At 44.0% G+C, this 20,357-nt stretch carries 16 protein-coding genes and 1 tRNA gene; 8 read left to right on the top strand and 9 right to left on the bottom strand.

Translation table 11 applies throughout. From position 1 onward, the window contains the following. Window positions 1-44 precede the first annotated feature (44 nt). The 3 genes from PJIAN_RS01910 to PJIAN_RS01900 are packed head-to-tail and all read left to right on the top strand — an operon-like array spanning window position 45 to window position 5,603. Window positions 45-1,223: an exo-beta-N-acetylmuramidase NamZ family protein gene (locus tag PJIAN_RS01910; RefSeq protein ID WP_068702676.1), complete on the top strand. Its 1,179-nt coding sequence runs from the start codon at window positions 45-47 to the stop codon at window positions 1,221-1,223. A gap of 39 nt (window positions 1,224-1,262) precedes the next feature. Continuing rightward, complete coding sequence (locus PJIAN_RS01905; protein WP_084252214.1) at window positions 1,263-3,767, top strand: beta-N-acetylhexosaminidase; 2,505 nt, start codon at window positions 1,263-1,265, stop codon at window positions 3,765-3,767. 6 nt (window positions 3,768-3,773) lie between these two features. Next, complete coding sequence (locus PJIAN_RS01900) at window positions 3,774-5,603, top strand: outer membrane protein assembly factor BamB family protein (protein ID WP_068701483.1); 1,830 nt, start codon at window positions 3,774-3,776, stop codon at window positions 5,601-5,603. A 31-nt stretch (window positions 5,604-5,634) separates the two neighbouring features. On the opposite strand, the gene PJIAN_RS01895 is transcribed toward PJIAN_RS01900, so the two are convergent. The 3 genes from PJIAN_RS01895 to recJ all read right to left on the bottom strand — a co-directional run bounded on the left by PJIAN_RS01895 (window position 5,635) and on the right by recJ (window position 10,538). Continuing rightward, window positions 5,635-5,715 (bottom strand) — tRNA-Leu (locus tag PJIAN_RS01895). A 386-nt stretch (window positions 5,716-6,101) separates the two neighbouring features. Beyond that, complete coding sequence (locus tag PJIAN_RS01890) at window positions 6,102-8,699, bottom strand: M6 family metalloprotease domain-containing protein (protein ID WP_084252213.1); 2,598 nt, start codon at window positions 8,697-8,699, stop codon at window positions 6,102-6,104. Window positions 8,700-8,810: 111 nt separating this feature from the next. Beyond that, window positions 8,811-10,538: a single-stranded-DNA-specific exonuclease RecJ gene (recJ, locus tag PJIAN_RS01885; RefSeq protein ID WP_084252273.1), complete on the bottom strand. Its 1,728-nt coding sequence runs from the start codon at window positions 10,536-10,538 to the stop codon at window positions 8,811-8,813. A 313-nt stretch (window positions 10,539-10,851) separates the two neighbouring features. Between recJ and PJIAN_RS01880 the strand changes: the two genes are divergently transcribed. Beyond that, window positions 10,852-12,519, top strand: a complete 1,668-nt coding sequence (locus PJIAN_RS01880) for an AMP-binding protein (RefSeq protein WP_068701479.1) — start codon at window positions 10,852-10,854, stop codon at window positions 12,517-12,519. 43 nt (window positions 12,520-12,562) lie between these two features. Here PJIAN_RS01880 and PJIAN_RS14860 read toward each other — a convergent pair whose 3' ends face one another. Next, complete coding sequence (locus tag PJIAN_RS14860) at window positions 12,563-12,847, bottom strand: hypothetical protein (protein WP_153802448.1); 285 nt, start codon at window positions 12,845-12,847, stop codon at window positions 12,563-12,565. 86 nt (window positions 12,848-12,933) lie between these two features. Between PJIAN_RS14860 and PJIAN_RS01875 the strand changes: the two genes are divergently transcribed. Genes PJIAN_RS01875 through PJIAN_RS01860 form a run of 4 tightly spaced genes read left to right on the top strand, consistent with a single transcriptional unit; the run spans window position 12,934 to window position 17,054 of the window. After that, on the top strand, window positions 12,934-14,073 hold the full coding sequence (locus PJIAN_RS01875) for a redoxin domain-containing protein (protein ID WP_068701477.1): 1,140 nt from the start codon (window positions 12,934-12,936) through the stop codon (window positions 14,071-14,073). A gap of 8 nt (window positions 14,074-14,081) precedes the next feature. Beyond that, the gene (gene queG / locus PJIAN_RS01870; protein ID WP_068701475.1) at window positions 14,082-15,053 is read left to right on the top strand and encodes a tRNA epoxyqueuosine(34) reductase QueG; all 972 of its coding nucleotides are present in this window, start codon (window positions 14,082-14,084) and stop codon (window positions 15,051-15,053) included. 23 nt (window positions 15,054-15,076) lie between these two features. Beyond that, a complete protein-coding gene (locus PJIAN_RS01865) occupies window positions 15,077-16,405 on the top strand; it encodes a glycoside hydrolase family 16 protein (RefSeq protein ID WP_068701473.1) in 1,329 nt (442 codons plus the stop codon). Between the two features lie 52 nt (window positions 16,406-16,457). Next, on the top strand, window positions 16,458-17,054 hold the full coding sequence (locus PJIAN_RS01860; RefSeq protein WP_068701471.1) for a KpsF/GutQ family sugar-phosphate isomerase: 597 nt from the start codon (window positions 16,458-16,460) through the stop codon (window positions 17,052-17,054). A 58-nt stretch (window positions 17,055-17,112) separates the two neighbouring features. Here PJIAN_RS01860 and PJIAN_RS01855 read toward each other — a convergent pair whose 3' ends face one another. The 5 genes from PJIAN_RS01855 to rpsF form a co-directional block, all read right to left on the bottom strand. Beyond that, window positions 17,113-18,471: an ATP-binding cassette domain-containing protein gene (locus PJIAN_RS01855; protein WP_068701469.1), complete on the bottom strand. Its 1,359-nt coding sequence runs from the start codon at window positions 18,469-18,471 to the stop codon at window positions 17,113-17,115. Window positions 18,472-18,480: 9 nt separating this feature from the next. Then, entirely contained in the window at window positions 18,481-19,044 is a 564-nt protein-coding gene (locus tag PJIAN_RS01850; RefSeq protein WP_068701467.1) for an ORF6N domain-containing protein, read from the bottom strand. A 159-nt stretch (window positions 19,045-19,203) separates the two neighbouring features. Continuing rightward, window positions 19,204-19,647 (bottom strand): 50S ribosomal protein L9, encoded by a 444-nt coding sequence (gene rplI, locus PJIAN_RS01845; RefSeq protein ID WP_068701465.1) that lies wholly within the window; start codon window positions 19,645-19,647, stop codon window positions 19,204-19,206. A gap of 16 nt (window positions 19,648-19,663) precedes the next feature. Then, complete coding sequence (rpsR, locus tag PJIAN_RS01840; RefSeq protein WP_068701463.1) at window positions 19,664-19,933, bottom strand: 30S ribosomal protein S18; 270 nt, start codon at window positions 19,931-19,933, stop codon at window positions 19,664-19,666. A gap of 2 nt (window positions 19,934-19,935) precedes the next feature. Next, window positions 19,936-20,289 carry a 30S ribosomal protein S6 gene (gene rpsF, locus PJIAN_RS01835; RefSeq protein ID WP_068701461.1) on the bottom strand — a complete coding sequence of 118 codons (354 nt, stop codon included), beginning with the start codon at window positions 20,287-20,289 and terminating at the stop codon, window positions 19,936-19,938. Between the last annotated feature and the right edge of the window lie 68 nt (window positions 20,290-20,357).

Here is a 20,357-nt window from a genome sequence, read left to right as displayed (position 1 = left end):
GTTTTATTCTTAAAAGCAAGCAATAATTAAAACAATAAAATATGATTAGGAAGATTGTTTTGCTGGCGATAGCTCTTTTTGCTATGCAGCAACTAGTTGATTTGAAGGCGCAACCGCAAGTGAAGGTTGGTGCCGAAAGTGTGGATGAATATCTTCCTTTGTTACAGGGGAAACGGGTTGGGGTGCTCTCCAACCAAACCGGTACAATTGGGAAAGAACATATAGTGGACTTTCTCCATCGGAAGGGAATTAATATTGTTTGTATCTTTTCGCCCGAACACGGTTTTCGTGGAACGGCCGATGCCGGGGAGCATGTATCCAGTTCGGTTGACGAAAAGACCGGTATCCCTATCAAGTCGCTCTATGATGGCAACACCGGCAAGCCCAGCGATGCGGTGATGCAATCAATCGATGTACTGGTATACGACCTGCAGGATGTGGGGTTGCGTTTTTACACCTACCTTACGACGATGGTGCGCATGATGGATGCCTGTGCTACTAATCGCGTAAAGATGATCATTCTCGACCGTCCCAACCCCAACGGGCATTATGTCGACGGACCGATACTCGATTTAAAATATCGCTCGGGTGTGGGATGGATTCCTGTGCCCGTGGTTCACGGCATGACCCTTGGCGAAATGGCCGGCATGGTAAATGGTGAAAAGTGGCTGACGAACGGTGCACAATGCGATGTAAAAGTAATCAAGTGTAAAAACTATACGCATGCAACGCTCTACCAACTGCCCATTGCTCCATCGCCTAACCTGAAAGATATGCGCTCCATTTATCTCTACCCTTCGTTGTGCTATTTCGAAGCCACCCCGGTAAGTCTGGGTCGTGGTACCGATGCGCCGTTTGAGCAATACGGTCATCCCAACATGCAGGGATATAGCTATAGCTTTACGCCCCGTAGTATTGCCGGGGCCAAATTTCCAACGCAACTCGACCGTCTGTGTCATGGTGTCGATTTTAGGAGCGTCCCTTCAAACGAAGTGTTGTTTCAAAAGGGAGTTGACCTGAGTTACCTGATCGATGCCTATAAAAATCTGAATCTGGACGATTTCTTCTTCAATAGCTTCTTCGAAAAATTGATTGGGGTCAGTTATGTACGTAAAATGATCATAGAGGGTAAAAGCGCCGATGAGATCAAAGCCCGTTGGAAGGACGACGTAGAAAAGTTCAAACAACAACGCAAACCTTATCTACTCTATCCCGAAAAGTAACCGGATTCTTAAGACCTTAAAAAACAAATTATTTGACGAATGAAAAAAATAGTGTCCATTCTAACTCTTTCTCTGTTTTGTGGAATGATGTTCGCTCAATCGTATAATCTGATACCCCGTCCCGTGGAAGTGACCCCAGCGAAGGGCTCCTTCTCACTGACTTCGGCTGCGGCGATTGTAGCGGGAAAAGGGAGCAAACAGGTTGCCCTTTATCTTCAGCAAAAACTTAACCGGTCTACCGGAATGCCTTTCAAGTTGGCTACGACCTCGGCAGTGGGATCAATTGAACTGATTGTCAATTCAGCTTTGGATATTCCTGCTGAGGGGTATCTGCTGTCGGCAACAGATAAAGGCGTAAAAATTGAAGGGAAAGATGCCGACGGGTTGTTTTACGGTGTGCAAACGTTGTTGCAGCTTTTACCTCCGCAGGTGTATTCTGCGCAGCTTCAAGGCGGTATTCAATGGACTATTCCGGCCGTGTCTGTCAAAGATTATCCCCGCTTTCATTATCGGGGAATGATGCTCGACGTGGTGCGCCAGTTTTTTGACGAACAAACCGTGAAGAATTACATCGACTGGCTGGCGATCCACAAAATCAATAAGTTTCACTGGCACCTGACAGACGATCAGGGCTGGCGCATTGAGATCAAAAAATATCCGAAGCTCACCTCCGTTGCCGCCTGGCGCGGACCGAACGAAGCGATTGCTCCTACTCTCGGTTCGGGCGATAAACGTTACGGGGGATTCTATACCCAAAAACAGATCAAAGAGATCGTTCGCTATGCAGCCGAACAGCATATTGAGGTGATTCCGGAAATTGATCTGCCGGGGCATAGTCATGCTGCTGCTTCGGCCTATCCCGAAATTTTGTGCCCGACCAGTAGAGATGAGGCCAAACGTGCTGCCGATGACATGGCCGATGCCTGGTGCGTGGGCAATGAAACTAATTTTACGATGCTGGCTAATATTTTGAAGGAGGTGGCTGCGCTGTTCCCTTCAAAAATCATTCATATTGGAGGCGATGAGGTGAATATGGCCATTTGGCCCCGTTGCCCCATCTGTTCGGCTTTTATGAAGAAAGAAAATATGCAGAAGCCAGAAGAACTTCAGAACTATTTCGTTCATCGCTTAAACAAGATTATCGACGGTTTGGGGAAACGGATGGCTGGTTGGGATGAAATACTGGATGGAGGAGATTTGGAAGGTTCAACTCAGGTGTATGCCTGGCGTTCGTTGAAACGGGCGGAAGTCGCAACCGAAAAGGGAGTTCCTACTGTGGTGATGGTGGGACAGAACTACTATTTCGATATGGCGCAATCGAAGTATGAGCGTGGTCACAATTGGGCGGGACTGGTGCCTCTCGATAAAGTATACGCACTTGATCCTGCAGACAATACTGTTTTTACTGCGGAACAAGCAAAAAAGGTAATGGGAGTGCAGGCTGCTATTTGGTCTGAACTTTTTAACGAGCCGGCTCGTTTCCTCGACTATCAATCCTATCCGCGCATTTGTGCTATGGCCGAAGCTGGTTGGACTCAGCAATCACTACGCAACTGGAACGATTTCTATCAACGGTTGACCTCATCACATTTTGAACGGATGTACAACATGGGAATTGCCTTTCGGGTGCCATTCCCTGTGGTGACTTATAAAAACGAATTGGTAACCGCCGTGGCTCCGTACCCGGGAGCGGAAGTGCGCTATACTGTCGATGGAAGCGAACCCAATGCTTCGTCGGTTCGTTATTCCGGTCCGGTAAAAGAGTTCAACTACGAAAAATTGAAATTCAAGACGATATATAAGGATCTCTCCAGCGTGGCAGTATCGCCTGAATGCGAAAACGTGGGCGGATGGGTGTCTGACTCTGCAGCCAAACCCAAACCACAGGTCTGGGATTTGTCTGGTATTGTCGATCGGCCGGGTATCTGGTATGCTACTTTTGTGCCTGATCAGCCAACGAAAGGATCCGCATCCGTATCGCAGGTGAGAGTTTATGAAAATGGTATTGCTGTTGCTTCTGATGATAAAGCCACTGCTACCGAGCGTACCCAGCGCTATCGCCTGCCTCTCTTTGCTTTCGATAAAACGAAAAAGTACTCGTTAAAAGCAATTGTACAGGGTAAAGAGAATGTTTCAGGCGTGGTGAAAATCGAACGTTCACGTTGTATGGAGCCTGCCGTCGGGGTCTCTGTGAATGCCAACCTGAATCCGGAATATGCCCGTTATCTGACCGATTACGACTTTGAAACCGTCGCTCGTACCATCGACCGGGGTGTTGCCGGGCAATCCGTCACCTATGTGTTTGCTCAACCGTTGACCTGCTCAAAAATAACCTTCAATACCGGAACGCTCACCGCTTTTTATCTGTTGAAGAATGGTCACGTGGAATACTCTGTCGATGGAGAGAACTGGATTCGTGGCGATAAATTTGAGAAGGGAATCGCAGTGCTTCGCCCGTCTCAACCGTTGAAAGCTGTAAAAATAGTGATAGACGGACCTAATGATGAGGCAATTATTGCATTCCAGGATTTGAAAATTGAATAAAACAGGATGATGAAGCGTTTGATGATTTTTTGTGGGTTGATGGTGAGCCTGTGCATGCAGGCTCAAACCAAGTTTGCGATACTTACCGATCTCCACGTCTCTCCGGGTAATGCCAATGAGCGTGCACTAAGCCGTATTGTCGACGAAATAAATGCATCCGATATTCCTTTTGTGGTTATCACGGGCGATATTACCAATCAGGGAAGCAATGCCGAGCTGACCAATGATAAGCGGTTGTTCTCCCGCTTCCTGAAACCCTATTACCTTATTCCGGGTAACCATGAAACTACATGGTCGCAGAGCGCTGTGCGCGAATATTATCGTCTTTTCGGTTCCGACCGGTTCTTTTTTAAACACGATAACCTGCTTTTTGTGGGATATAATACCGGGCCTTATATGAAGATGGGTGATGGCCATGTGAAGCATGAAGATCTGTTGTGGCTCGACTCCATTCTTACTAAAGAGGCGGTAAAAGGTACCCGCCTGTTGGCTTTTGCGCATTACCCGTTGGTTGAAAACGATATGGGCAATGCACGCGAAGTTGTTTCCGTGCTGAAAAAACACGATGCGGTTGTCTCTTTTTGCGGACACGGTCATGCCTACAAAGAGATGAATTTTGAGGGCATGAAAGGTATGATGGTTCGTTCTACCTTTTTGGGGCAGGATACCGTGAACGCTGGTTATACAGTGGTGCAGGTCACTCCCGATTCTCTCTTTGTAAACGAAAAGAAAGTGGGCGAAGAGATGAAGCGTCGTTTTGCGGTTTCGATGGATGCCGGTAAAAAAATGGCCGAACCGTCGGAACTGCCTATTATTCCACAACTTGTGGACCCTACTGCTGTCTCGTTGGCATATCAGGATAAAGCCTCGGTTTTTACAGGTGTTGCCGTCGATAAAAATGCACTCTATTTTGGCAATTCGTTGGGCGAAATCAAAGCGCTGTCTAAAAAGAGCCGGAAGGTGTTGTGGAACGTTTCTTTGGGCTACTCGCTCTATTCTACTCCGGTCTGTGCAAATGGACTGGTGGTGGCTCCTACTGCCGATGGTGAGCTGAGAGCACTGTCGGCCAAGAACGGGAAGGTTGTTTGGACGATAAAAGCGGATGGACCTTTTGTTGCTGATGGGTGCGTGGTCGATGGAAAGCTCTATCAGGGCGGCTATAAATCATTTTATTGCATCGATATGGCGACCGGAAAGGTTGATTGGAAGTTTACGGATATCAATAATTATTGCCAGGCACGGCCTGTTATTGCCGATGGTAAAGTGCTTTTCGGTGCATGGGATACTTATCTCTATTGCCTCGATCGGCAGACCAGCGCTTTGATCTGGAAATGGAATAACGGAAAGGCACAGAATCTTTTTTCTCCGGCCAATTGTGTGCCTGCAGTGCACGACGGTAAGGTAATCATTGTGGCTCCCGACCGCTATATGACTGCGCTCGACCTTTCTACCGGTAAGCAGTTGTGGCGAAGCAATCAGTATACGGTACGTGAGTCGCAGGGCGTCTCAGCTGACGGCAAAACGGTTTATGCCAAACTGATGAATGGTCAGTTGCTGGCAGTCTCGTCCGAAAGCTCGGAGTACAAACCTCTCTGGACAGTAGATGCCGGATTGGGTTACGAACATGCGCCTTGTCCGATTCTGGAACAAAATGGAGTGATTTATCTCGGTTCGCGCAACGGAGTGGTAGTGGCTGTCGAAGCTGCGTCACACAAGGTGTTGTGGTCGTTCAAGGGGGGTAACTCCGAAGTGAATCAATTTAGCTGCGATGCGCAGGGGAATGTCTATTTCTCGTTGATAGAAGGCAAGATATATAAAGTAGGGGCAAAAAAATAAGGCTTTGAAAAAGCCTTATTAAAATTATATGTGCGGATGAAGGGACTCGAACCCCCACGCCTCTCGGCACCAGATCCTAAGTCTGGCGCGGCTACCATTACGCCACATCCGCATTTTGAGAGTACAAAGGTATTGACTTTTTGTCATATCTGAAAATTTCGGATAATAAAAGTCACCTTTGAACAGAATAAAGCCACTTCGGAAGTTGTGAGAAAACTCCTAATAAATAGGGTTTGAGTGTCAGAATTCGTTGTAATCTGCCGTGTCTCTCGACAACCCGAAGGTGCAGCCCGCCATTGAACTCCTAAACTTATCTCAGTACGATTTTTCTGTTGAGTTTTCCAGCTTATCCGAAGCGGCTTTACGTATACAAAGATAATCTAAAATGGCTATTTGTGCAACTGTTTCGGCCTAAAATTCGATTATTAACATTATTCAAAAGCGGCAGGCTGGAAAGGAATTTATAAGTTATACTGATTCAGGAAGTTTGTTGTACAATCAGAAAATCACTTTAAAACTACGACCGTTGATTACAACGATGTAAATCCCATGTGGTGGCAATTCGCCCAAATTGTGGATGCCTTTTGTAATGTCTTTGTCAATGATTTTTTGACCGGTTACTGTATAAACCTGCACACTGTTGCTGTTGATGTCATGAGCCTCAACAATCAGGTTGCCATTGTTGGCATATGCATTTGCCAGAATACTGTTTCTGTTCTGGATGGGAATAACAGCAATTACGTTTGAATTTGGAGATACGAAAACAGGACTTTGAGCCCGCACAACGTAATAGTAGTTTCTGTTTTTCACTACAGGGTGGACTAACGTGGAAGTGCTTATGCCCATTTCTGCATTGTGAAAGCCATTCAAATAAATATTCCCGTAATAAGATACAGTGACGTCGTCTATGTACAGTTTTCCGGTCGATCCGGTGGCCGTGAATCGTATTTTGGTAGTACCGTTGGGTAAAGCCGGTGAGCCCGAAGTGCTGAACGTGTATGTCCCCGGTGTGTTTGTGAGTGTCAAAGCCGGAGTCAGCACTTGCCAATAGCTTCCATTGTATGCTTCTATTTTCAGTGAAGAGCCCGAAGTGCCATCGCTCATTCCCCAAAACGAAAACGAACGAACAGCTCCGCTAAACAGCGGTGTGCTTAAGGTGTCTTTGTCTGCTGTTAAGGTAATTGAACACGGAGAACTGTTGAAGGTTGATGTATTTGCTTTACAATTCCCGCTCCAACCATTGGCATTTGGCTCTGTCTGAAATGCTGTGAAATTTTCGGTGGTACTAACATAGTCTTGATAGTACACATCCAGATAATACTCAATGTTATTTCCGTTAATTGTTCCCCAGTTGGCAACAAAACTGGTGTCGTTTATCTGTGTGGCTTTGGTTGCAGTCGGAGCTTCAAGAGTACCATAGGGCCCGCCGCAATAATTAAAGGTTATATTGGTGTTTTCGGCAATGTCAGTGATCGGCTTTCTCATCTTTACTGAACTATACCACGAGCCCATTGCCGGATAAGAAGCATCAGAAAATTCTGACTTCTTCGTCGTTCCTGGATAGGTATCTCCGGCAATGCCATTTGCCGAATATGTTTCATTCCCGTCAGCTTCTATCAGGTCTGCATATTGATGAGCAGGGTCATTATTCACTTTTCCGCTTTTCCAGACAGTCATATCAGTCATATCGATGTGAGTGATAAGCATTCCATGGCCGTTGATGTAGCTGTCCCACGAAGAAATTTGCCTGTTTTCAAGTAGGTAAAATTCATTTGCAGTAGGAAGATCAATGCGAAATACCTGATTTGAAGTGCCAATAGGTGATAGTGTATTGGTTTCACTGGTACTGGGAGATTGAATATCACACCATCCTAAAAGGAATCTGTCCACCGCACTCAAAAAGGGAGGCGTACGGCCATAGTTGTTGTAAGTGCCGGTTGACATCAAATCCCAGTTGGCGAGTCCTCCGGCTTCTGTTCCTGTTCCGTTGTAATTGGTATCATAAAGGTCGACCAATCCCAGAGTGTGCCCGAATTCATGGCAAAATGTTCCGATCGGCGCCATTGTTTTGTTTGTGGAAGTGCCTTTTAATTCGGAGGTACAGGCGTAGGCGTTGATCTTAACCCCATTGTATGATGGAGAGTTTATTCCGGCTTCACCTAACGTCCATTTGTGTGGCCATACAGAACTTGCAGGTCCGCCTTCGGCTTCATTGTGCCCGGCGTAAACGATGAATACATTGTCCACATAACCGTCGCCATCGTTATCAAATTGAGAAAAGTCGATGGATGAACTGATTATTTGACAGGCATCGGTTATCATTTCGGAAGGTCGAATGTCGTCGCCGTTGCTGTCATTTGCGCCGTAATATGCCATCGTATGGGGAAGGGTAATGGGCCCGATCACTGTGAAATCGAACGTCATTAGCCCCATCGAATTGTCTTTATAAAAATCGCGAACACTTCCCGATGATCCGTTTGTATTGTATCCGGGTTGGTTGAAAAGATTATAAAATGATGTCTGTGGAGAAGCCGTGGTGAATACAGTATCGGAAAAATTCACAAGAATGACCAGCTCTTTGATTACGGAAGCACTTTTGACTTTGTTCGCCGAACGGGGACTCATAGTGTTCCTGGCTCTGACCAGATTCATAAGTCTTTTCCCAAGCGGTAAAGTGTCAGATGGTATAGGTGCAGCAATTATTTTATTGGAAAGGAGCTGTCTCTTGGTTTTTAATAGAGCTTTCTGATCAATGTTTTTAATGAAATGAACCTCTTCGGGGCTTCTTTGCTCTGGGTTTTTGGCTCGGAATATTGACGTTTGCAGGCTGGTTCCATTATTCGTAACATAATGATATGATCCATCTGCTTTTTGCGTAACCATCAGATTGTCAATGGTGGTCATGTAGTGAAAATGTTCATCGCCGTGGAGCTGAACCGACAATAACGTTCCATCCGGCTGTTGAACCGTGACAATTCCCGGAATTGCACGGACAGCCGAAAGTTGGAAGGCAATTAAAATGCAAATTGACAGCGTGTAAATCCTCAAATGGTTGATTTGCATTAGGATTGCAGGTGTTGTTAAATAACCCGGCATATCAGTGAAGATTGTCGGGCATTGGTTTTTGGTTCGGTTCTTTGTTCCGGGATTCAGGTTCCGTTGATAATTCCCGGTAGTGATATTTCAGCCTGCTCAAACAGGAAAATTTCAGTGCTCTGGTTCTGTTTTGATGTCCTTAATCATCAGTTGAACGGTAGTATTGCCGTTGAAAGTGTTTTCTTCAAGAGTGTAACAAATATCGAGCGGGTTCAGGGCTTTCAGGTAATCGTTGAATTCCCACATCCTGAATGCAATGCCATTCATTACATTTTCAGAGCTTGAGTCGACGAGTTCCATTTTTAAATGCTCTTGCTCTTTCCCCACAAGCCGGCTTGTGCCATAGTCAAAAACACGTTTAGTGCAGAATACAGGTTTCATATTTTCAGGGCCAAACGGGCTGAATTGCTTTAAAACACGGAAGAATTTCGGAGTAATATCTTTAAATTCTATTGTGGCGTCGATATCAATCAGGGGGTGTTGCTGCTCCGGGAGAATGTTCTCGGCTACATAGGCTTCAAATCGTCTTGTAAACGGCTCTACATTTTCTTCCTTTAGAGATAAACCGGCTGCATAAGTGTGGCCTCCGAAGTTTTCCAGTAAATCGCGGCAGGTTTCAATGGCTTTGTAAATGTCGAATCCCGGAACCGAGCGAGCCGATCCTGTGGCCAAACCGTTCGATTTCGTAAGGACAATGGATGGCCGGTAATACAATTCGGTAAGCCGTGAAGCTACAATGCCAATTACACCTTTGTGCCATTCGCTGTTGTAGACTACAATTGATTTTTTAAGACTTAGTTCTTCCAGTTTGTCCAAAATGGCAGCGGCCTCGTCTGTGATTGTCTTGTCGAGGTCTTTGCGTGTCTGGTTATATTGATTGATACAATCGCTTTTTTCGCGGGCAAAAATCTCGTCGCGGGCAACTAACAGGTCAACAGCTTCCCGGGCTTTTTGTATACGTCCCGATGCATTGATGCGTGGACCTATCTTGAAGACTATGTCGCTGATAGAAATGTCTTTGTCGTTTAATCCGCAAATGTCAATGATGCTTTTGAGTCCCAGCGAAGGAGACGAATTGAGCTTTTTCAGGCCGTAATATGCTAAAACACGGTTTTCACCCGTGATGGGGACTATGTCGGAGGCAATGCTTACTACCAGTAAATCAAGTAGCTGGTAGAGTAGCGCAAGATCGATGTCGTTATTGATAGCGAATGCCTGCATTAGCTTAAATCCTACTCCGCAGCCCGAAAGATGCTCATACGGATATTGGGAGTCGATTCGTTTGGCATCAAGTACGGCAACAGCATCGGGAAGTTTCGCATCCGGCATGTGGTGGTCGCAAATGATAAAATCCACGCCAAGCTCTTTGGCATATTCTATCTTTTCTACGGCTTTGATGCCACAGTCTAGCGCTATCACCAGGCTGAATCCATGTGCAGCGGCATAGTCTATACCGGTGTATGAAATTCCATATCCTTCTGTGTACCTGTCTGGTAAATAATAATCGATGCTGGAAGTAAACTGGAGCAAAAACTTGTAGACCAAAGAAACCGCTGTGGTTCCGTCAACATCGTAATCGCCATACACCAGTATCTTTTCTTTTCTTCCTAATGCTAAATTTAATCTCTCAACAGCCTTGTCCATGTCGGGCATCAGAAATGGGTCGTGAAGATGGGACAAGTCAGGTCTGAAGAATTTTTTTGCTTCATCAAAACTGGTAATCCCTCTTTGTGCCAATAGTTGAGTTAGTATTGGGCTGATCCCAAGCTCTTCCGCCAAACTGTCGCTTATTTCCTGTTGTTCATCCGTTAGCTTTAGAAAATTCCAATGAGTGTTAATTGACATATGTAGTGTTAATTTATTCTCTGTATATCAAACTATTTACGAAGCTCTTATGATAGAGTTAGGTGGATGAGAAATAATTCCCGTCTGATAGTTTTTAATCTGTAAAAATAGCGAAAAACTATGACTTTATCCGAAGAAAAATAAATTCTTGGCCTTATGGTGGAATATCTTACTCGGATTTGACTGTAATATTTTGTCAAATAGAGTTTTGTGTTGGTTCGTGGAATGTGGTGTATGGGTTAAATACTGTTAATTGTGCACATTCGAGTATATTTTGTGTAATTTTGCCGTCCAAATTTAATTTGCAATGATTGAACAGAACCTGATAAAGCTCTACGAAGAGAGCTTTAAAACCCATTGGGCCAATAAAGCGTTAACCGACTACGATAGCCCGGATACATTGTTTTATTCGGATGTGGCAAAAGAGATTGCTCGCCTGCATATTATTTATGATAAAATGCGCGTGAAGAAAGGCGATAAAATTGCCATTGTGGGTCGGAATTCGTCGAAATGGGTCATGGCCTATATGGCAACCATTACGTATGGAGCTGTAGTAGTTCCTATTTTACAGGATTTTAATGCAAATGACATTCATCATATTGTAAATCATTCGGAATCGGTTATTCTTTACGTGAGTGATTTCATCTGGGAAAACCTGGAAGAGGATAAAATGCCTGAATTGCGGGCCGTTTTCTCTTTGGACGATTACCGCTGCATTTGTCAGCATGATGGAGAAACGGTACAGAAGATGCTTCGAACCGTTGATCTTGAATTCCAGCAACGATATCCCAACGGATTTGGGAAAGGTGATGTGAAGTATGCAGCAGTCGATAATTCCGAACTTGTTTTGTTGAATTATACCTCGGGAACAACCGGCTTTACGAAGGGAGTTATGTTGTCTGCCAATAATCTGGCAGGTAATATTTTATTTGCATTGCGTACGGGCATCATGAATGATCAAACCCGTATCGTTTCCTTTTTGCCTCTTGCTCATGCTTATGGGTGTGCCTTCGAATTTCTGTCTCCATTGGCGGCCGGTGGTTTTGTGATGCTGTTGGGTAAAGTCAGATCACCCAAGGTGTTGCTTCAGGCGATGGTCGAGGTGAAACCTACTGTGATCATTACGGTTCCTCTTATTCTCGAGAAAATTTACAAAAAACAGGTTCAGCCGATTCTTAACCAGCGGGCAATTCGTTGGGCTCTCAATATCCCAATTTTGGATAACCGCATTCTCAGCACAATCAATAAAAAGCTCGAAGCGGCTTTTGGTGGTGCTTTTGAGCAGGTTGTTGTTGGAGGAGCCCCGTTGAATCCGGAGGTGGAAGAGTTTTTGCTCAAAATAAAGTTTCCCCTAACGGTTGGGTATGGCATGACCGAGTGCGCGCCTTTAATCAGCTATTCCTATTACAAAGAATATATCTCGGGTACTTGTGGGAAAATTCTGGACGGGATGGAGATCAAACTCGACAATAAAGATTCTTTGACCGGAGTTGGTGAAATTTGTGTCCGGGGTGAAAATGTGATGCTCGGATATTACAAGAATGACGAGGCAACAGAAGCAGCCTTCGATAAAGAAGGATGGTTTCACACAGGCGACCTCGGAACCGTTGACGAAAATGGGGTGATTGCCATTCGCGGCCGGTGCAAAACCATGATTCTGGGCCCAAGCGGACAAAATATCTATCCTGAAGAGATTGAGGCCAAACTCAATAATATGCCTTTTGTGATGGAGAGCCTGGTGGTAGAAAATAATGGACGATTGGTGGCTCTTGTGTATCCCGACTATGAAGGCGTGGATGGAACCCAGATCCGTCAGGAAGATCTGGAAACGGTTATGGAAGAAAACCGTAAAGCGCTCAATTCGGAGCTGGCATCTTATTCTTCTGTTGCCAAAATCATGCTTTATCCGAATGAATTTGAGAAAACACCTAAAAAAAGTATCAAAAGGTATTTGTATTCAAATGCCATTAAATGAGGACTATAACGTTTTTATCGTTTGATTCAAATTTAAAATAATGTTAATCGGGTGTTTTTTTTGTACACTGTATTGAAATGAGTTGTACCTTTGCATCGGTTTTGATACCAAACTTATTTATGTTTAATTTTAAAAGGTAAAAGAAAATGAAAAAGTTAGTTTTGTTATTCGCTGTTGTTGCTGCTGTTGCTTGTGTATCTTGCTCTTCTAAAGCTAATACAGAAGCTCCTAAAACTGATAGCGTTGCTGCTCCTGCTCCTGCTGCTGTTGATACAGCTAAAGCTGACACTGCTGCTGCAGCTGCTACTCCTGCAAAATAATTTTGCAATAGCGAAAAAAATTAAAGTCCGTTTTTTAACGGACTTTTTTTTTATCTTTACAGCCAGTAAATCTAACTATCATTCTATCTTCATTATGAGAAAAACTAATCTTTTCCTCTTGTCTTTTGTAAGCCTTGTCTTGTGTCTTTCCTCTTGTTCCGATAAAAAACACTTCAAAGTCGAAGGAAGTATCAGTGATGCTTCTGGTTCGGTTTTATACCTTGAAAAAGATGGCCTTTTGAAGACATCTGTTGTCGATTCATGCGTGTTGAAGGCCGATGGATCTTTTTCTTTTAAGGCAGGCCGACCTGATGCTCCCGAATTTTACCGCTTGCGCATCAAAAATTCCGATATTCTTTTTGCCATTGATTCTTGTGAACACATCTCAGTCAAAGCATCTGCTAAAACAATGGCATCGCAATATTCTATCGAAGGATCTCTTGCTGCATCAAACATAAAAGAACTGAGATTGTCGCTGATTGCTCTTCAAAATAAAGTCACATCGCTGTTGAAACAGCGCAACCCTCAGAATGAATCTCAAATAACTGCTGAATTAGATACTGCAATTAATCAGCATAAAAAACTTGCAAAGAAAATCGTATTGCAAAATCCGCTTTCGTCTGCTGCGTATTATGCGATATTCCAACAAGTGAACGGGTATAATCTTTTTACGCCTTACGATAAAGAAGATCGCCGTTATTGTGCTGCCGTTGCAACTGCATTTTATACATATCACCCAAAAGCAGAAAGAACACTTAGTCTGTACAATTTTGTGATGCAGGCAATAGTCGCTGATCGTCAGGCGCGCAATCAGCAAACGCTGAGCAAAATGATGCAAGCTGCCAAAGCCGACGTGATTGACGTTGAAATGACAACCAATAGAGGGCAAGTTGCTAAACTGTCCGATTTGAAGGGCAAAACAGTTATTCTGGACTTTACTGTTTATCAGGCAGACCGAGGTTCTGAGTATATTCTGGCTCTGAGAGATCTCTACAACAAATATCATGCAAAGGGATTGGAAATCTATCAGATTTCTCTTGATCCGGATATTGACTTCTGGCGTCAGGCATCACAGAGCCTACCCTGGATTTGTGTTCATGGCACTAACGGAACTCCGGCCGCCGTTGCTACGTATAACGTAACTGACTTGCCAACCCGTTTCCTTATCAACAAAGAAGGTACTGTTGTAAAACGTAATCCTACAGCTGCTGATATTCAGAAGGCAGTTGAATAAGTAGCAGAATGATCACGGGAGCAAAGCGATATGATCCTCGTGTTGCAGCTGCTCTGATTAAGGAAAAAGCACTTCAACTGGGATTCTCGGCTTGTGGTATAGCTCAGGTTCATCCCTTGACGGATGATTCAGAATACCTTCAGAAGTGGTTGGCTGCCGGTCATAACGGTAAGATGGGTTATCTGGCAAATCATGCCGATCTGAGGAGCGATCCATCGGTTTTAGTTCCGGGAGCAAAGTCCGTTATCGTTGTCCTGCTGAATTATGCGACTTCTTTTTCTCAGCAGTCTGAAAGTCTGAAAATAGCTCGTTATGCACATGGAGATGACTATCATTTTGTTGTAAAGCAATTTTTGGGGGAACTCTTACGTTTTATAGCAGAAGAGATTGCTCCGGTAGAAGGAAGAGCCTTTTGCGATTCGGCTCCGGTGTTTGAAAGAAGATGGGCGCATGAAGCAGGTCTCGGTTGGATTGGACTCAATCATTGTCTTATCCATCCCGAATTCGGTTCTTTTTGTTTTATCGGCGAACTGGTTGTTGATCTTGAGCTGGAATATGACCATCCGATCGAAGGTGATTGTGGCTTTTGTGGGCGTTGCGTTACGTCGTGTCCCACGCAGGCTATTCAACCGCAAGGATTCCTTAAGGCAGAAAAGTGTATTTCGTACCTTACGGTAGAGCTGAAAGATGAGATACCGCAGGAATATCAGCAAAAACTGGGCGGATATGTTGCCGGATGCGACAGATGTCAGGAGGTTTGTCCCTGGAACCGCAAGGCATCAGGTTATACGGCTCCACTCTGGAAAGTCGATAAAAGCCTATTGATGATGTCGGATCAGGATTGGTTAGCGCTTGAGCAGCCTGAATTCAAAAGGAAGTTCTCCAAGAGTTCGTTAACCCGGCTGGGATATAAAAAGCTGATGAAGAATTGCCAAATTGTATTTGAAGCTGCCGGAACAGACGGAGAAGCACACACATAACAGGAAACTAATTCAACGAGTATATGAATCTGTTTGGTAAAATTATTTTTAGAAAGCTCAAAAGTACAGACGCCTTTGAAAAAGAGAAGGATGAGTTGCTTCGTGCTTATGAGCGCTATGTTGCTATTGAAAACTCCGAATTGCTGCAGGAATACAAAGCGTTGCGCAAAGAAGTGAAGTCTGCAGCATTCAAAGAAAATAAGAAGGTACTGATTAACCGCAAGTTCAAGGATACAGAAGAGTATCGGAATTGGCGGAAATTCCATAAACTGGAGAAAAACTGGAAACTCCATCATTATTACACAATAGCTGCTTCAAAAGAGTTGGCCGAATTTCTTGATTTTAAGGAAACTCCTCAGTATGAGTTTATCGGCAATAAAATAGAACTGAAGAAATCGGAGTCTCTCCGGGAGTTTCGTGCGTATGAAAAATCGAAAGACTACAAGATTTATACCCGCTTTCACGACTCTTACGTCGTGAAGGAATATGAACGGTTGAAGAGCGTTGTTTCCAGTGAAGAATTTATTCGTTTCAAAGAGTTTTGGTCGGATCCTCACCGCTGGGAAAAGACAGAAGCATACAAACAGGAACAAAAGTTCAGACAACTTTCCCAGCATATAGATATCGTATTTTATCAGCAGACAGATCCGGCATCATTCGCGTTTCATTATAACTGGAAGATGGTTTTTAACGACGAATTCAATGGTGTGTCCCTCGACCGTAAAATATGGGATTATGGCTATTATTTCAGCGATCCAGCTTTGATCCGGGATTACTCTCTGACACAGCATAAACAAGCGAACAATGGCGGCAAAAATGTGAGCGTTGCTAATGGGTGGATGGTGATAGAAACGTTGAAGGAGAAAACAAGAGCAAGGGCGTGGGACGATCAGTTGGGGTTTATCTTTCGCGATTTTGAGTACACTTCGGATGTGATCAATGCCGGCGAATCGTTTCAATTCACGGAAGGGATTGTAGAAGCAAAATTGAGAATTCGTGATGGTGATATAACTCACGTATTTAGCCTTGTCAGTGAAAATAAGTTGCCTCAAATTAATATTTTTCATTTTGACTGTAAACGTATTACGGTAGGAAATGCATGGAAAGATGGAACCCAAACTGAAATAATTAAGGGTATTTCTCCTTCGGATTTTTATATTTACAGATTGGAATGGACTTCTGAAGAACTGATTTGGAGTGTAAACAATATTGAGGTCTTCCGTACACGCAAAGGAGTTCCCTATATTCCTCTTTTCCCTCTTTTTGCATCGGTGGTTGATAAGACCCAGGATGGTACCGGAACGCTGGATGTGGATTGGGTAAGGATATACCAAAAGAATAAAACTAAATAATGATTTGCAGGGTGGTGATTTTACGATCAATGCCAGAAAATTACACACAACAATGTATCTTGAAGAAATGAAGCAAGTGCTCCGCCAGGAAGCGGATGCGGTTTTGAATATACCTGTAGGAGAAAGTTATAACGATGCAATTGATCTTATTTGCAAACACGTTCACGAAAGGAAGGGGAAGTTGGTGACTAGCGGGATGGGCAAGGCCGGTCAAATAGCCTTGAATATTGCGACAACATTTAGCTCAACGGGAACACCATCCGTTTTTCTGCATCCAAGCGAAGCACAGCATGGCGATTTGGGTGTGTTGCAGTCAAATGACGTGATGCTGCTGATTTCCAATTCAGGTAAAACTAGGGAAATTCTTGAACTGGTGACTCTTGCCAGAAACTTGTATGCCCAGATTCCGTTTATTATCATCACAAGCAATCCGGAATCTCCGCTTGCCGAAATTGCGGATGCTCTTCTTTTGACGGGTAATCCTGAAGAGGTTTGTGCTCTGGGACTTTCTCCCACCACCTCAACAACGGTGATGACTGTAATTGGCGATGTGCTGGTGGTCGGTACGATGCGCAAAATTGGCTTTACGCGCGCCGACTATAACAAGCGTCACCATGGAGGTTATTTAGGTCAGAAATCGAAGGAATAGAGCCAAATCTGATGTATAATGAATGGGATTGTTCGCGCAAAGCGAACAATCCCTTTTTTTATAATGCAATTTCGATGTCGTGAGGGAAAAGATCTGTTGCTTCGTGAATGGCAATAATCATTGTAGTGTGGTGGCTTTTGGCCCACGCAACCAATAAAGAGACAACTTTTTCTGTCAGTTCTTTGTCCAATCCGGTAAACGGTTCGTCGATAAGTAGTAACTGCGGCTCTGACACTAACGCTCTTGCCAGTGCTACCCGTTGGCACTGTCCGCCACTTAACTGGTTAGAATAGCTATCTGAAAGTTCGCTGATTTCGAGAGCGTTTAAAAGTTCTGTTACTGTTGAGGTTTCTGTATCTTTAGGAGCGGTTATCAGGATGTTTTCTTTGGCAGTAAGCCATGGTAGCAATGTCGGAGTTTGGAACAGGTAGGCCTTTTTCACGTTGACACCCTCTATAGAACCCTCTTCGCTGTTGGTGATCCCGGCCATAATGTTGAGCAGGGTTGTCTTACCTTTACCGGAGACTCCGGTTACCAGACAGATACTTCCGGACGGTATCTCGTATGATATCCGTTCAAACAGTATTTTATTATCGTATCGTTTTGTAATGTCATTTATTTTGAGGCTTGCGGAAGTCAGGCTACTGACCCTTTTGTGGTTTTGGCCTTTGGAAATAGTAGTCTGCAGTTTTCTTTTTAGTAAATATCTTATAGCTTCAGTGAGCAAAAAACTGACCACGATAGCAATAAAAGTCCAGGCGATCAAATCCGGTACATTGATAAACATTTGAGCGGTTCGCATTTCAACGCCTATTCCGGCAAACGGTTTTGACAGCACTTCGCCCATTATGATGGCTTTCCATCCGAATCCGAATCCGGTAACACATCCGCTTTCGACAAATGGTTTTAACGACGGCCAGTATATGTATCTGGTCTTAGTTCGGAAGTTTATCTGATAGACAAAAGCCAGTCTTTCATAGTCGTTGTTAATGGATTGTACGCCTTTGATAATGTTTTCGCAGAGGACGGGAAACATGGTCATCAGTGCAATAGTAGGCGCAACGGCTTCTGTGGGGAGCCACAGGATGATAAGGAGAATAAAGGCGACTACGGGCGTTGAACGTAGTGTAGAAAGCAATGGGTTAAAATAGTGGAACCAGAAGCTCTTTTTGCCGCACAGAAATCCTATTGGAAGAGCCAGCAAAAAGGCAACGATGACTCCGGCTAAACCTCTGAGTAGCGTTGCTCCGAGCGAAATGTAGAACGAGGGAAGCGCAAATAGATGCAGCACAGAGAGGAATAATCCGCTAACCGATGGAATCAGTTGCGGATAGTCTATCCATGCAGCCACAGCTTGCCAGAGTATAAGGGCGGTAGCTGCGGAGAGGATCCAGGCTGTCGTTCTTTTGTGCTTCATCGTGTTTGTTTAGTCATTACTCGTATGGAAGCCAATCCGTCGGCGGGGTTCACCGGTGAGTCGCTTGTCAGTCTGTAGCTCCGCCAGCGACCGGTTTATTAGCTCCAGCTGCATACGGGTGTCTTCGTTAATGTCGTTCTGGTCTGCAAAAACTTCTTCCATGTACAGTCGTAGTTCCCGTACTTCCTGCTGCAGTTCGGTCATCTTTTCTATGGGAGTGTTGGTTAGCAGATGTCGGGTTGCTACGAATGCCCGCATGATGGCAATATTCATTTCAATGGCAACGTCACTGTTCAATAACCCGGATAGCATAGCAACTCCTTGTTCAGTAAAGGCATAAGGCAAATAGCGATGGCCACCTCTGTTTGAGGTCGCAATTTGCGACCTCAAACTTTGCCATTCCGTAATTGTGAGTTCAAACATGAAATCAGGAGGAAAGCGTTTCCCGTTTCGTTTAACGGATTCTTTCAATCTCTTGGTCTCTGTATTGTAAAGAGCTGCCAGATCGAAGTCCAGCATCACTTTTTGCCCTCTGATAGTATAAATCTTACTTTGAATAAGGTGTGTTTCCATGCGAACGCGGTTGTGGTATCGTTTTCGCAAATATAATTAAAAAATCAGATCTAACTGTCTGTGGAAAAGAAAACTGAGAGAAATATCGCCATCCCGAAGGTCACAAAAAAACGCCGTCGTCCGAAGACAGCGGCGTTTTCTATATTTATTGATAAGAAATTATTCCGAAACTACTTCGAAAGGAATTTCCACGGTTACTTCTTTGTGAAGTTTCAATACTGCTTTGTATTGTCCAACTTCTTTAACAGCTTCTTTGATAACGATTACCTTGCGGTCAACATTGTAGCCGGCTTTTTCGAGAGCTTCAGCAATCTGAATGTTGTTAACTGAACCAAAGATTTTGCCTGTTGAGCTGGTTTTTGCTCCGATGGTGAGAGATACACCTTCCAGCTTTTGAGCCAGTTCCTGAGCTTCAACTTTAATTTTTTCGAGCTTGTGAGCACGTTGTTTCAGGTTCTCAGCAAGCATTTTTTTAGCTGAAGGAGAAGCGATAACGGCTTTTTTTGTAGGGATCAAATAGTTACGACCGTAACCGTCTTTCACTTTTACGATATCGTCTTTGTATCCCAGGTTGTTAATATCTTCTAATAAAATGATTTCCATATAAATTCCTCCTTGTTTATTTCATCATATCGGTTACGTAGGGAAGCAAAGCCAAATGGCGTGCTCTTTTCACAGCTTGAGCTACTTTGCGTTGATATTTCAACGAAGTACCGGTGAGACGACGAGGAAGGATTTTGCCTTGCTCGTTCAGGAACTTTTTCAGGAATTCGGGATCTTTATAGTCGATGTATTTGATACCGTTCTTTTTGAAACGACAGTATTTTTTCTTTTTTGTATCAACTGTCGGTGGGTTCAAATATCTGATTTCAGGATTGTTTGCTGCCATAATTATTTTTCCTTTCCTTCTTTTTTAGACGATTTCAAACTTTTTCTTTTTTCGGCGTATTCAGCGGCGAATTTGTCCATGTGGAATGTCAGGAAGCGGATGACGCGTTCGTCACGACGATACTGAAGTTCCAGTTTTTCTACCAAAGAAGGTTCTCCTTTGAATTGCAGCAAGGCATAAAAGCCTGTTGACTTTTTTTGAATGGGATAAGCAAGCTTGCGCAGGCCCCATTCTTCTTCATTGACAATTTCAGCTCCCTCTTGTGTGAGGATGCCCTTGAATTTGTCAACCGCTTCCTTCATCTGAACATCAGACAAAACGGGAGTTAAAATGAAAACGGTTTCGTAATGGTTCATACTTAAATTTTTAATTATGTGGTTAAAAATGCGGGTGCAAAGATAGCGCTTTTTTATGATTCGGACAA

Origin of the sequence: Paludibacter jiangxiensis (genome assembly GCF_001618385.1) — a bacterium.
Lineage (GTDB): Bacteria > Bacteroidota > Bacteroidia > Bacteroidales > Paludibacteraceae > Microbacter > Microbacter jiangxiensis.
Note: the sequence above shows the minus strand (reverse complement) of the source record. Positions and strands in the feature narration are given on the sequence as shown.

What these genes read in the sequence shown, in the direction of transcription:
- PJIAN_RS01890 (WP_084252213.1), bottom strand. Translation starts at nt 8,699, where the DNA reads ATGCCGGGTTATTTAACAACACCTGCAATCCTAATGCAAATCAACCAT.
- PJIAN_RS01875 (WP_068701477.1), top strand. Translation starts at nt 12,934, where the DNA reads ATGAGAAAAACTAATCTTTTCCTCTTGTCTTTTGTAAGCCTTGTCTTG.
- PJIAN_RS01880 (WP_068701479.1), top strand. Translation starts at nt 10,852, where the DNA reads ATGATTGAACAGAACCTGATAAAGCTCTACGAAGAGAGCTTTAAAACC.
- rpsR (WP_068701463.1), bottom strand. Translation starts at nt 19,933, where the DNA reads ATGGCAGCAAACAATCCTGAAATCAGATATTTGAACCCACCGACAGTT.
- rpsF (WP_068701461.1), bottom strand. Translation starts at nt 20,289, where the DNA reads ATGAACCATTACGAAACCGTTTTCATTTTAACTCCCGTTTTGTCTGAT.
- PJIAN_RS01900 (WP_068701483.1), top strand. Translation starts at nt 3,774, where the DNA reads ATGATGAAGCGTTTGATGATTTTTTGTGGGTTGATGGTGAGCCTGTGC.
- PJIAN_RS01905 (WP_084252214.1), top strand. Translation starts at nt 1,263, where the DNA reads ATGAAAAAAATAGTGTCCATTCTAACTCTTTCTCTGTTTTGTGGAATG.
- PJIAN_RS01855 (WP_068701469.1), bottom strand. Translation starts at nt 18,471, where the DNA reads ATGAAGCACAAAAGAACGACAGCCTGGATCCTCTCCGCAGCTACCGCC.
- rplI (WP_068701465.1), bottom strand. Translation starts at nt 19,647, where the DNA reads ATGGAAATCATTTTATTAGAAGATATTAACAACCTGGGATACAAAGAC.
- queG (WP_068701475.1), top strand. Translation starts at nt 14,082, where the DNA reads ATGATCACGGGAGCAAAGCGATATGATCCTCGTGTTGCAGCTGCTCTG.
- PJIAN_RS01860 (WP_068701471.1), top strand. Translation starts at nt 16,458, where the DNA reads ATGTATCTTGAAGAAATGAAGCAAGTGCTCCGCCAGGAAGCGGATGCG.
- PJIAN_RS01850 (WP_068701467.1), bottom strand. Translation starts at nt 19,044, where the DNA reads ATGGAAACACACCTTATTCAAAGTAAGATTTATACTATCAGAGGGCAA.
- PJIAN_RS01865 (WP_068701473.1), top strand. Translation starts at nt 15,077, where the DNA reads ATGAATCTGTTTGGTAAAATTATTTTTAGAAAGCTCAAAAGTACAGAC.